Annotated in this window: 9 protein-coding genes; 6 read left to right on the top strand and 3 right to left on the bottom strand. The window is 57.7% G+C overall.

The window, feature by feature from the left end; translation table 11 throughout:
- Nucleotides 1–10: 10 nt before the first annotated feature.
- The 4 genes from nikR (at nt 11) to ACZ5EH_RS07090 (ending at nt 2,812) form a co-directional block, all read left to right on the top strand.
- Nucleotides 11–430 (top strand): nickel-responsive transcriptional regulator NikR, encoded by a 420-nt coding sequence (nikR, locus tag ACZ5EH_RS07105; protein WP_464277428.1) that lies wholly within the window; start codon nt 11–13, stop codon nt 428–430.
- Between the two features lie 33 nt (nt 431–463).
- A complete protein-coding gene (folE2, locus tag ACZ5EH_RS07100; protein ID WP_464278275.1) occupies nt 464–1,303 on the top strand; it encodes a GTP cyclohydrolase FolE2 in 840 nt (279 codons plus the stop codon).
- A gap of 344 nt (nt 1,304–1,647) precedes the next feature.
- Nucleotides 1,648–2,031 (top strand): flagellar basal body rod C-terminal domain-containing protein, encoded by a 384-nt coding sequence (locus ACZ5EH_RS07095; protein WP_464277427.1) that lies wholly within the window; start codon nt 1,648–1,650, stop codon nt 2,029–2,031.
- A 463-nt stretch (nt 2,032–2,494) separates the two neighbouring features.
- Nucleotides 2,495–2,812: a hypothetical protein gene (locus ACZ5EH_RS07090; RefSeq protein WP_464277426.1), complete on the top strand. Its 318-nt coding sequence runs from the start codon at nt 2,495–2,497 to the stop codon at nt 2,810–2,812.
- A gap of 177 nt (nt 2,813–2,989) precedes the next feature.
- Here ACZ5EH_RS07090 and ACZ5EH_RS07085 read toward each other — a convergent pair whose 3' ends face one another.
- The 3 genes from ACZ5EH_RS07085 to ACZ5EH_RS07075 are packed head-to-tail and all read right to left on the bottom strand — an operon-like array spanning nt 2,990 to nt 8,527.
- On the bottom strand, nt 2,990–3,346 hold the full coding sequence (locus tag ACZ5EH_RS07085; RefSeq protein ID WP_464277425.1) for a DsrE family protein: 357 nt from the start codon (nt 3,344–3,346) through the stop codon (nt 2,990–2,992).
- Between the two features lie 11 nt (nt 3,347–3,357).
- A complete protein-coding gene (locus ACZ5EH_RS07080) occupies nt 3,358–4,140 on the bottom strand; it encodes a methyltransferase domain-containing protein (protein WP_464277424.1) in 783 nt (260 codons plus the stop codon).
- A 34-nt stretch (nt 4,141–4,174) separates the two neighbouring features.
- On the bottom strand, nt 4,175–8,527 hold the full coding sequence (locus ACZ5EH_RS07075; RefSeq protein WP_464277423.1) for an acyl-CoA dehydratase activase: 4,353 nt from the start codon (nt 8,525–8,527) through the stop codon (nt 4,175–4,177).
- A gap of 389 nt (nt 8,528–8,916) precedes the next feature.
- On the opposite strand from ACZ5EH_RS07075, the gene ACZ5EH_RS07070 reads away from it, so the two are divergent.
- Both ACZ5EH_RS07070 and ACZ5EH_RS07065 read left to right on the top strand, forming a co-directional pair.
- Nucleotides 8,917–9,285 carry a hypothetical protein gene (locus ACZ5EH_RS07070; protein ID WP_464277422.1) on the top strand — a complete coding sequence of 123 codons (369 nt, stop codon included), beginning with the start codon at nt 8,917–8,919 and terminating at the stop codon, nt 9,283–9,285.
- A gap of 295 nt (nt 9,286–9,580) precedes the next feature.
- Nucleotides 9,581–12,268: a bifunctional acetate--CoA ligase family protein/GNAT family N-acetyltransferase gene (locus ACZ5EH_RS07065; protein WP_464277421.1), complete on the top strand. Its 2,688-nt coding sequence runs from the start codon at nt 9,581–9,583 to the stop codon at nt 12,266–12,268.
- Nucleotides 12,269–12,364 lie beyond the last annotated feature (96 nt).

Below are 12,364 nucleotides of genomic sequence, written 5' to 3'. Positions count from 1 at the left end.
AGGAAAAACCATGGGGCAGACCATCCGCTTCGGCGTTTCCCTTGATTCCGACCTGCTCGAAAAATTCGACCAGCTTTGCGAGGAGCGCTGTTACCAGACCCGTTCGGAAGCCATCCGCGACCTGATCCGCAACACCCTCGTCCAAAAGGAGTGGGAAGATACCAAGCAGGAAATTGCCGGCACCCTGACCCTGGTTTACGACCACCACAAAAGCGATCTGGCCCAGCGGCTTACCGAGATGCAACATGACTCCCACGATGTGGTGCTTTCCACACTGCACGTGCACCTGGATCATGACAACTGCCTCGAAGTCCTGGTGCTCAGAGGCCCGGGCGAGACTGTACGCAACCTTGGCCAAAAGCTCATTTCCACCAAAGGGGTGAAGCACGGTAAACTGACCCTGACCACCACCGGCAGGAATCTGGTGTAACCCATGGCCGGAAAAACGCCGACAAACGGCGCAATGCAGGATGTGCAGAGCGGACCGGCCGAAGTCAGCATGGCAATCGACCGGGTAGGAGTGAAAAACCTGGAGTTGCCGCTCACAGTGCGCGACAGGGCCCATGGCGTGCAACAAACCGTTGCACGCGTTGACCTGGGCGCGGACCTGCCTGCTGACTTCAAGGGCACGCACATGAGCCGCTTTGTGGAAGCCCTGGAAGAATGGGGGCAGGAACTGGACTACCAAGGGGTGCGCACACTGCTGCTGGACATGCGCCGCCGGCTCGAAGCCAGGCGCGTCTACGTCCGTTTCAGCTTCCCTTTTTTTCTGGGCAAAAAAGCCCCTGCCAGTTGTTCCCACAGCACCATGAGCTATAACTGCACCCTCACAGGGGAACTGGGTGACGTGGCAGCCGCCACTGACCCTGCGCCCGATGTCTCCCCCACACAGGGGGCTGCGGCTTCCGATCCTGACAAGCCCCAGTTCGTCCTCGGTGTCGAGGTGCCTGTCATGACCGTGTGCCCCTGTTCCCTGGCCATCTGCGAGGAAGGCGCGCACAGCCAACGCTCCATGGTGCGCATCCGCTGCCGTTTTCGCGGCTTTCTCTGGCTCGAGGAACTCATCTCCATTGCAGAGGGCGCAGGCTCATCCCAACTGTATTCCCTGCTCAAACGCGAAGACGAAAAATTCGTCACCGAAGCGGCTTTCAACGAACCCGCCTTTGTGGAGGACGTTGTCCGCAAGGCAGCCCAGTCCTTGCAATCCCACCCCCAGGTTGCCTGGTACAGGGTTGAAGTGGAGAGTTTTGAATCCATCCACAACCACAGCGCCTTTGCCATCATCGAAAAGCACCTGGAGTAATTCCGGCGAAAGTGTGCGGTATCGCCCTCTTACTGCTGCATTTCGGATGCGTGCAACTGTACTGCTGCTTTGCACGGAGTGGCAGCCATAATGAACACTTACGCCATCCCGCCTCTCTATTACTTTTCGCCCCTCTCCATTGCATTCCTTATGAACGCATGTTTTTTTCAGTAATAATGTTCCATTTATTCAAATAAATAATTCCTTAGGCTCGAAACAATTTTCCGCCACCTCCTCTAAAGCTATTCACTTCAGCGGCCGATATGCTTATTATGGTGTAATGGGTAGGAGGCCAACAGTACCCCGTGCTGTTAACGGAACGCCCCACCCGAGGGAGGAGCCCTATGCGCATCGATGCCAATGTTTCGGCCCTTGGCGCCCTGTCCACCCAGATGCAGGTGTCGGCCAACAATGTGGCCAATATGAACACCAACGAGTTTCAGGCCAGCAGAGCCGATTTGCAGACCGGCCCCCAGGATCAGGGCGTGCAGGTTTCCGCCATAATGCAGGACCAGAGCCCCGGCCCCCTGGTGCCTTCTCTGGAGAGGACCACCAACCCCGAAACCGGGCAGGTGGATACTTCCTGGCAATATGTGCAGGGCAGCAATACAGACCTGGCGCGGGAATTCGTGGGCATGACCGCAACCCAACATGCTTATGAGGCCAATGCCGTGGCCATCCGCACCCAGGACGAGATGTACGGGACCATTCTGGACATTATGGCCTGACCCCCTCTTTTAGTATGAACTACCCACTAAAGGCGCCTAGAGCGCCTTTTTTATTTCTCGTATAATCAGCTACTTACACTATTTCTACAAGAATATGCTGCGTCCCTGGGCAGTTAGAGGAAAAGCCATGGCGGTTTTCTTCCAACCCCCCGGGACCATGGTTGTTTTTAACATGAAATCTTGTTGCAAACATCTAATTTTTTTCACGATTGAGTCCAAAGCTGGACCACAGGCGCCGGTTTGTTCTATAGAAGCCCAAGCAAACGGACAGGAGCGGTGGCAATGGCGCCCAGCTCATCACAACCAGCAATCAGAAGGCGCGTGCAGGGTCCAAACACGCCCTCGTACGCAGCAGCCGGTCCAGCGGCTGCTCCATACCCTCCGCCGCCATACGCGGCCCAAAACCAGGGAAGGTGCCATGCTGCGAATGATCCAGAACAACGGAATGCCGAGGAGCTCCACCATGGGATATGATGAAATCCGCGTCTACGGACACGTGGAACATGTGGATTCCGAAGCCTGTGAGCTTTCCGACGAGTTCGAATTCACCGAGTTCAATTGCGAGGACGGTGAAATGGAGCTCGAGTATGAGGGCAATTTCTTTTTTATCGACGACTTCATCGAGCGTCTTGAGCACCTGCTGACGTCAACAAGCGCAGGTCGCATCGATTACATTGATCAGCATGCCTTCACCATGACCCGCTTTCACATAGAAGAGGGAAGCATCAGGCGTAAAAAGATAGATTTGAACAATGTGCTTGAGCGTTACAGTCAGGAATAACTAGACTTTTAAGGGGTTGTTCGCCCAACATCTTGCTGACGCCAGCCGTTTTTTCACCCCTGTTACGGATGCCGAGGTCTTTTGACCGCAGCATCCGGGGGCTTGTCTGCCCCCTATCTGCGCCACGGAATTTTATATATTTCAGATAAGACCATAACTCGTTTTCGTTTGTTCCTGTCACACGCTCAGCACATGCCAGCCAGACTTGATCATCTCGGTCAACAACTCGCCCGTATAACGCACATCTACACCCAAGGCCTCCAGCGTTTGCTCTGCGCCGTATTCTTCTGCGCAGGCCTTGCAGGCCATGATTTCCACACCGGCTTCACGGAGCTTGGGCAAGGCGTCCTGCAGCTCCATATCCTGCCGCATGGCAGAGGCGGACGGCCCCCATATAATCAGACGAACCTGCTGCCACCAGCCATTCGCCATGGCATTGCGCGCATACATAAAAGCCATCCGCATGGCCGCTTCAGGATCACCATTAACCCATAAGATTGCCAGACTCTCCTTGTTGGGTATTGATTCGGTCACAATACTTCTCCTTACGGTTTTGTGCAGCGGTACACGTGATTGCTGGTGCGAAAGCGCTTTCGAATAGCGGCAGACAAGGATTTGGCGTGGAGGACTTCCACACGGAAACCTGCACCCTGGGCACGCTCCACAAAATCTTCCAGACCGTATTCACGGCGATGGTCATCCGGGGTGAAGCCGCCGGGCGGGGGTTCGTGCACCAGCGTCCCTTCTTTAAGGGTGGGCACCATTTGCCAGGCAACGCCGCCCGGCAGAAGGACCCGGTAGAATTCGGCCAGAGCCCTGTGGTCGTCGTCCACATGCTCCAGCACATGGCTACACAGTAACCAGTTGAAGCGACTTTCTGCAAACGGCAATCTTGTTACGTCAAAATTCTGCCCTGCACGCCCTTCTTGCAGGTCCACGTCCACATACTCCAAGTTGCTACACACTTTGAAGAATCCGCTCAAAAATGGTTCCGGGGCGATATGCAACAGAGCGCCTTGTTCCTCGAACAGGGCGTCCTCGGTCACCAGTTGCAGCCAGAGCCTGCGGTGGCGCTCCAGGGAGCCGCAAACGTGACACATGGCGTTCTGCCGCCAGGGGTCCCAAGAATGGTGGCGAAACCGCCCAAAGGCCGAAAACTCACTGCCACAGCACGGGCAAGCTACGTTTTCTGCGCCCTCTTTTGGGGCGAGCTCCGGATGTTCCGCGAGCAGTTGATGATAGCGCTGCCGGTATCCGTCAAGGTAAGCGGCAACACGTGGGTTCCCGCGCACCGCTTCCGGCAGGCGCAAGGAGTCGCTGCTGGTCATGTTCCTCCCAAAAGGTTCTACTGGTGTTTCCGGATCACCCGCGTCTGACGACCTGCTCCATGAAGGCTTCCAGTTGCAGCCGTGTGGCGCTGGAGGCCGTGCCGTCATAGGGTATGCTGATCATGGGCGCACCGAACCGTGCGCAGACACTGCGCAAAAGCGAAGTCGCCACCGTGCCGGGCATGCACCCGAAGGGCATGGCCACGACGATGCCTTTTGCTCCCCGTTCCAGCATGTCCACGGCTTTGCCCACGCTAAGCACGGCTTCGCCCCTGAATGAATGGTGCAAATAGGGTGCTGCCTTTTTCAATATGGCCCTGGTGCCCGGATCATGGATAGAGGGCGCCTCGCGCTGCATCTCACCTGTGGAGACTTCCAACCGGTGGGCGATGCGCCGTTGCACAACATCCTTGAGCAGTACCTGCCCGAGTTGCAGCGCTTTACGCCGTTTCAGGGCATTGCGCGCCGCGCCCCAGTTTACATAGTAAATCCATTCGTCCACCGAGGCCAGCCAGGCTTCACCGCCCAGAGCCTCGACCTTGCGCACCAGGTCTTCATTGGAAAAAGCATTGGTGCGCACAAAAATTTCCCCTACGATTCCCACCAGGGGGCGCGCCCCGCCATTACTCGCCAGCCCTTGTTTGCGGATGCCGGCAAAGCGCTCCGCATAAGTGCCAAGAACGCGCCCCAGTATGGCTTCATCACCAGCCAGATAGCCTGGAATCTCCTGCAAGGCCTGGGCGTACAAGGCATCCGCCTGCCCTAGCACAGATTCATAAGGGCGCGCACCCTGCAGACACTTGTTGAGCAGGTCGAAAACCAAAATACCCTTCCAGCTTATGCGTGCGAAACTGTTGCCGATCTCGCCCACTTCCTCATAGAACGAGCTGTCCTGCATGGGGGAGAGAATGGGCGTTTCCGGGAATCCGGCGCGCTCCAGAATCATGCGCTGCAAAAGATTGTACTGCCCGAAACGGCACGGTCCGCTGCCAGAGGGCATGAAAAACGCGCTGGTTTCAGGGGCGAAATCCGCAGACATCGCTGTTCTGAGCATATCGGCAGTTGTGACGGCAAAAGGGTAGCACTCCTTGCCGCTGATGTAGCGCCGGGCCAGGTCCATGGCCTGATTATCGGTGGGGCGCATGACCTCCGCGTCCAGCCCGCTGGCCGTAAAGGCTGCCGCCAGTCCAAATGCCTGGTCTCCCATGCGCGGCACATACACCTTGCGCACCCGACCCCTTTTTTTGCCATGGCGCAGGGGGGATGCCGCAGCCTTCTCCAGGTTTGCCGCATGCCCCTTTTCTTCCAGCCTGCGGCGCATTTCCAGACTGTCGAGAAACGCCTCGCAACGGGTGATGACGCCTGCGTCAGCACTGTGTTCGTCAATTTCAATATGCAGAAAGGGGCGCCCCTGCATTTCTTTGGTAAAATACTCCATGATGAAAGAGTCCGGACCACAAGAAAAGCTGCCGATGACCAGGGCATCCAGCCTCGGGTCAAGACGTACGGACCGCGCCGCGGCAAGCATACGTTGCCCGGAGCGCCAGTACATTTCCGGCCAGTCCGCCAGCACGGGTGCGAGCATATCGTCCAAAGGCAGCGCGTCCATGGGGATGGCCACCGTGTCCAGGCTTGCCAGTTTGCGGGGAATGTCCAGGTTCATCCCCTGATCCAGAGCGTTGTAGCTCCTGCCGATAACAACCAGGGCGCGGTCCGGAAGGGTTGCGCCGTTTTCCGTCTTTCCCAATCTGGCAAGCAGGTCTGCCCCTGCCGCACGCATTGTCTGGCCAAATGCTTCCTGGGCCGCCTCGGCCTTGGTCATGGCGCGCCACATGGCCAGGGGCCCCACGCCATAGGATTTGAGCGCTGTAAACAGCGAAGCGAAGACGCCCAAGCGCCCTTCCTGCCAGTTGATCACGGGAGCGGCGATCTCCCCTTTTTCCGAAGCATCCCGAATGAGAACACGCGCCTGGTAAGGAAAACTTTGCGTCAGGGGGCAGGCAAGGGAGGAAGCACCCGCTTCCCCGTTCCCAGGAAGCGACATGTCCACGAAACTTGGCAGAAAGATGCGCTCGACCCCATCCTGCAGCAACCGGCGCACATGCCCCAAGGCGGCTTTTACGGGAAAGCAGGTCTCAGCAAGGGTGGTTTGCGTTCCCAACGAGGTGATCTTATGGTCCGTGGGTGAAGAGACCACGACCTCGAATCCCAGTTCCCACAGCAGCGTACTGCAGTAGGTCAGCCAATCCTGCAGAAAGAACACTCGCGGCAGGCCAATACGCCCCAACCGCCCTGTTCCTGAAGTTCGGCCGCTCTCTCGCGCAGCCAGAAATTCTTTTTCATATTCCCTGTGCCGGCGTTCGAGCTCCGCCCTGCGCAAGGCAAACAAATCCGGCAGGGGGCGGCGCTTACGTCTTTTTATATCGTATTTTTCACAGCGCCCCCCGTAATAAAGGTGGTCTGCGTCACCTTCAAAACGAACGCGGTTTATTTCGCAATGGTTGTCGCAGCCTTTGCATGCAAAGGAGCTTTGCTCATACGGGCGCTGCGCCTGCGCAAACCCCTTGAACGCCGAGCGCGAGACCCCGTTTTCCAACACATGCTCCCTGGCCAGCAGCGCCATGCCGATGGCGCCGGAAACGTCCGTATGGCGCGGCACGCGGATTTTTTCGCCCAGGTACTTTTCAAACGCCGCGACAACGGCCTTGTTACACGCCGTGCCACCCTGAAAAAATATCTTGTCCCCAATCGGGCGGCCGGCCACAACGCGGTTGATATAGTTTTCCACAATGCTGTAGGAAAGCCCGGCCAACAGGTCGTCCTTGCCGGCGCCTTGTTGCAGGGCGCTCATCAGTGAATTTTCCATGAACACGGTGCACCGCTCCCCAAGCGCGCATGGGGCGTCCGCATCCAGTGCCAGCCCTGCAAATTCCCCTTTTACCGACACACCCAGCTTCTCGGCCTGTTCTTCAAGAAAAGAACCGGTGCCCGCAGCGCAGGCCTTGTTCATCTCAAAATCCAGAATCACGCCATCCTGCAGCCGGATGTATTTGGAGTCCTGCCCACCGATCTCGAAAATGGTATCAACCCCGCCGCCATGGTCGGGATGTTCCAGGGCGTCCAGACAGACCGCGCCCCTTGCCTGGGCGGTTATTTCGTTTTTGACCAGGTCGGCGCCGATGCAGTCGGCTATCATATAGCGGCCAGAGCCCGTGGTGCCCACGCCACGGATGTTGCACCCCGCGCCCAATTCCTCCTGGATTTCCCGCAATCCCTGCCGCACAGCCTCAATGGGGCGGCTTGCAGTGCGCAAATAGCGTTTTGCTATCAGGTCGCCAGAGGCATCTACAACGGCAAGACAGGTGCTTATGGAGCCGATGTCCACGCCAAGATAGGCGTCAAATCCTCCAGCGGCTGCATCCGGAAGCGTTTTACCCTCGGGCGCGTTCTGGGCTGCGCATTGAGACAGGTCGTGGCGGGTCGCAAAATCGTCACCCGGCGCTACAAGCACACCGTGCGCCGATGTGGTTATGCCGCCATGTCGCGAACGGGCCAGCGTCAGCCAGGCCTGCTCCAGGCGGTTTCCATCCAAAGGCGGCTGCAGCGCCTGCTCCCTGATGACATCCTCCTGCAGCCTCATGGCCGCGCCCATGGCGGAATAAATCGTAGGTATATCGGGAGTCAGCAGATTCTCCAGGCCGAATACGTCCCTGAAGGCCCGGACGACACCCTGGTTCATGGCCACGCCCCCGAGAAAAGCAACGCCTTCCGGCATGGGGCGGTTGCGCACGATGGACCCCTGAAAATTCCTGGCAACAGCAAAGCACAACCCCGCCACAATGTCGGCGACGGGCGTTGCTATCTGCTGCAGATGGATCATGTCCGACTTGGCGAACACGCTGCAGCGTCCTGCTATAGGGGGCGGCGCCTTGCTCTCCAGGGCGAGGTCGGCAAACGCCTCTATACCCATGCGCATGCGTTCCGCCTGCTGATCCAGAAAACTGCCTGTTCCTGCAGCACACACGGAATTAAGCGCAAAATCCTTGATGGCGCCATGTTCCAGAATCAAAAATTTGGCGTCCTCACCTCCCATTTCCATGACGGTGCGCACCTCGGGATGCGCTGCACGCATGGCCAAGGCCAGAGCTACCAATTCATTATAATGAGGGGCGGCCAGAATGTCGGCCAACTGTCTGCCCGAGGTGCCCGTGACTGCCAACGGGAGCGGGCCATGGCGTTTGATTGCACGCTCCAATAACGGCAGCGCAATCTCCAGGGGGCGCCCTTTATGTCGGACATAACTGTGATCGAGAATGTGGCCTGCAGCGTCAATGACCACAAGTTTGACGCTGACCGAGCCTGCATCCAGACCGGCGTAAACCTGCATGGTTATCCTCTAGCGCATTTCGCCTGCAAACAATATATGTCCTGAAACAATACTCGCTGTTTCAAGCAGTTATGAATACGAACCCTTCACTGCCATACTCGTAATACCCCTACACATGGCGCAAGACCCGGCAAAAATGGAACTCCGGGCATGTTCCCCATTACACCCACGGGCCGCGGCAGTCCAGAGTTCCAGTCCATTACAGCCGCTTCGCGCATGCCAGGTGCTCAGGGTGTCGGTTCTCCGACGTTGACCAACGATAGAGACAGCCGCCAAGACCCCGCGATCTCGGCACCAGGCCGCTTTTTCGATGCTGGCAGACTTCTTGCTTCAGCATGGCAGAACTAACACGGTCAACTCTGGAAATCATTTGTAAGAGAGGTGTCATCATGCTGTTTCTCCTGAACAACAGCGAGAAGAAGAACAAACGCCGCAACTCTGCCCTGGACGACGATATGGCCCGCCTCAAGGAGCTTTTCGGTACCGGCCGCTTCCCCGTGGTCACCACAGAGGACATTGAAGGCAAGCAGATCGAAAAGGTGCTGGGACTTGTAGCCTGCCGGGGATACGACTCAGAAGAAACTTTTTTCGGCATGACGGCCCGCGCCGTGAACAAGGGCGCGCAAGGCATCATCGGCTACAAGGAAAACGTGGCTTTTCATCCCGACGGCAGCAAGTTCTTTTCCTGCTATGGCACGGCCGTACAGTTTGAAAGCCCAAAAAAATCCGCCGAACGCCGTTTGAACAAGTCCGCGTAATTCCAGGGGGAGCCCCACTCTCCTCCATTCGCCTTCCTGTAGCTGTGGAGGCGCAGTCCGGCCTGCGGGGGCCGGGTTGCGCCTCCACAGCCATTTATCCGACAGGCATTAAATCTGTTCTGACGCAAGGTTAACGCCTGTTGCAGTCGTGTTTAACGATTCTCCCTGCGCGTCACCGTCAAGCTTTTACCATTGACACCCGCGCCACGGGCAGTGATAAGCAGAAGCAGGTTGCGCAAAAGGCGCAGCCACCGCTCTTGAAAAAGCGCTACGCCTTTTTGCTTAGGGAGAACAGGTGTCTGCAGAGAACTTGCAACAACTTTTCCGCCCAAACTCTGTGGCGGTCATCGGTGGATCAAACGAACCCGGCTCGCCGGGCAACGTGATCATGCACAATCTCACAGAGTGCAAATTCCTGGGCCCCGTCATGCCTTTGAACGAGGAACAGGAACCCATACTCGGCATTGAGAGCTACCGCAGCGTCGACACCCTGCCCCTAACGCCAGATATGGCCGTGATCTGCAGCGAACCTGAAAAGGTGCCTTATTACCTGGACGAACTGGGCAAACGCGGCACCCGCGCCGCCGTGCTTTTGAGCAGGGGCAGCTTCCGCCGCACGGCAGAGGAACAATCCGCCAGCGGCAAGGCCATGCTGGAAGTCGCGCGCAAGCACGGCATCCGCATGCTCGGCCCCAACTGCCTGGGCTTCATCAGCCCCACGGTAGGCCTCAACGCCAGTCTGGCCCATCGCGACGCCCTGCCTGGGAAGGTGGCCTTCATCTCCCAGTCGGACTCGCTTTTCACCGCGGTACTGGACTGGGCCAGCTCCATGCGCATCGGCTTTTCCCATTTCATATCCCTGGGCGATCGACTGGACATGAACCTGGGGCACGTTATCGACTACCTGAACAGCGATCCCCACACCCGCGCCGTATTGCTGTACATAGAGACCATAAAAAATGCCCGGCTGTTCATGTCTGCAGCGCGTGCGTTTTCCCGTAACAAGCCCTTGCTGGTCATCAAGTCCGGTCGCTCGCCAGAAGGCGCAGCCGCAGCAGCGGCCCACTCGGCAGCCTTTTTAGGGGCTGATGAAGTATACGACGCAGCATTCCGCCGCGCCGGTATGTTGCGCGTGTTCGACGTGGATGCGTTGTTTGACACAGTGGAGACCCTGGCCCGCACGCGCCCCATTGTGGGGGACAGGCTGGCCATCCTGACCAATGGCGGCAGCCCCGGCTTTCTTGCGGCGGACGAACTCATTTCCGGCGGGGGGCACCTCAGCCAGCTCAGCGAAGAAACACAGGCAGCCCTGGAAAAAGAACTTGGGGGGCAGTTCTCCTACTGGAACCCCATGGTCATGAAAAGCGCAGTGCAGCCCGAATCGTATGAAAACGCCATCAAAATCCTGACCAAGGACAAAAACGTCGACGCCGTACTGGTCATGCATGTGCCCACTGCCATGGTCGGCAGCAAGGAAGTGGCGGACGCCGTGGTGCGTGCGGCCAAGAAGACCAAGCGCAACGTACTGACGAGTTTCATGGGCATAGAAAACGCCGAGGAGGCCAGGCAAATTTTCGGGGCGGCAGGCGTACCTACCTATTTTACACCGGAAAAGGCTATCCGCGGGTTCCTGAACATGGTGCAGCACAGGCGCAACCAGGAACTGCTGATGGAAACGCCTCCTTCCTTGCCAGAGCATTTCGACCCCGACACCTACGCGGCCCGGCAGATAGTGAACAAGGCCCTGGAGCAACAGCGCCAGATGCTGACCGAAACCGAAGCCAAGGATGTGCTGGCTGCCTACGACATACCCATTGTCGTCTCAGGCATGGTCAGCGACCTGGACGGTGTGGAAGGCTGTGTGGAGGTGGCCGAGGAACTGGGCTACCCCGTGGCGCTGAAAATTCTTTCCCCGGACATTCAACGCAAGTCCCTGGCCGGTGGTGTGGCCCTGGACCTGCAGGATGACGAAGCCGTGCGTCAGGCTGCAGGGCGTATTCTGGAGAATGTCAGGGCGGCCAGGCCGGAAGCGCGCATTCACGGTTTTACCGTGCAGCGCATGATGCGCCGCGCCGGCGCTCACGAACTGGCCGTAGAAATCATCACCGACCCGGTCTTTGGCCCGACCCTGCGTTTCGGCCAGGGAGGCAGTCTTGCCGAAGTGCTTGCCGACCGCGTGGTCGGCCTCCCCCCTTTGAACATGCACCTGGCCAGGGAGCTCATCTCGCGCACCAAGGTGTACCCACTGTTGCAGGGCTACCGCGATCATCCCGCCGCGGATATGGAAATGCTCTGCCTTACGCTGATCAAGGTGGCGCAGCTGGTCATTGACATACCCGAAATCCTGGAGCTTGAGATCAACCCTTTGTACGCGGACGACAAGGGCGTACTGGCTCTGGACGTGCAGATAAGCGTGGCCCAGGCAGACATGAGCGGTGCGGATCAACTGGCCATACGCCCCTACCCGAAAGAGCAGGAAGAGTGCGTCCTGCTCAAGGACGGGCGCAAGGTGACACTGCGCCCCATCCGTCCTGAGGACGAACCGGACCATTACGAATTTTTGGAGCACGTTTCAGCAGAGGACAAGCGCTATCGCTTCTTTGGCAACATAGGCGAACTGCCCCGTAGCGAAATGCAGAAGCTCACCCAGATCGACTACGACCGCGAAATGGCGTTTATTGCCAAAGGGGTGGATGATTCCGGCGAGGAGCGCACCCTGGGGGTTGTTCGCGCCATGACAGACCCTGAAAACAACGATGCCGAATTCGCCGTGCTGATCCGCTCGGATCTGAAGCGTCTCGGATTGGGGCGCATGCTCATGGAAAAAATAATCCGTTACTGCAAATCACGGGGCACAAATCGCATCATAGGGCAGGCATTGCTTACCAATCAGGGCATGGCCGGACTGGCTCAGGCCGTGGGGTTTGAGGTCAGGAAAAATTATGAAGACGATGTCTGGGATTTTGAATTAACCCTGAATTAATTAGTTTTTTTCTTCGCCAACTCGTATTTTCAAGGGGTTGCGACCTTTCGGTCGTAAGGCAAACCTGCTTCACAATTTTCCCTGCTTATCATACTT

The sequence above is a fragment of the Desulfovibrio biadhensis genome (genome assembly GCF_055388615.1).
The sequence above is the reverse complement of the archived record's forward strand: the minus strand, read 5'-3'. Positions and strand labels throughout refer to the sequence as shown.

What these genes read in the sequence shown, in the direction of transcription:
- folE2 (WP_464278275.1), top strand. Translation starts at nt 464, where the DNA reads ATGCAGGATGTGCAGAGCGGACCGGCCGAAGTCAGCATGGCAATCGAC.
- nikR (WP_464277428.1), top strand. Translation starts at nt 11, where the DNA reads ATGGGGCAGACCATCCGCTTCGGCGTTTCCCTTGATTCCGACCTGCTC.
- ACZ5EH_RS07080 (WP_464277424.1), bottom strand. Translation starts at nt 4,140, where the DNA reads ATGACCAGCAGCGACTCCTTGCGCCTGCCGGAAGCGGTGCGCGGGAAC.
- ACZ5EH_RS07070 (WP_464277422.1), top strand. Translation starts at nt 8,917, where the DNA reads ATGCTGTTTCTCCTGAACAACAGCGAGAAGAAGAACAAACGCCGCAAC.
- ACZ5EH_RS07095 (WP_464277427.1), top strand. Translation starts at nt 1,648, where the DNA reads ATGCGCATCGATGCCAATGTTTCGGCCCTTGGCGCCCTGTCCACCCAG.
- ACZ5EH_RS07090 (WP_464277426.1), top strand. Translation starts at nt 2,495, where the DNA reads ATGGGATATGATGAAATCCGCGTCTACGGACACGTGGAACATGTGGAT.
- ACZ5EH_RS07075 (WP_464277423.1), bottom strand. Translation starts at nt 8,527, where the DNA reads ATGCAGGTTTACGCCGGTCTGGATGCAGGCTCGGTCAGCGTCAAACTT.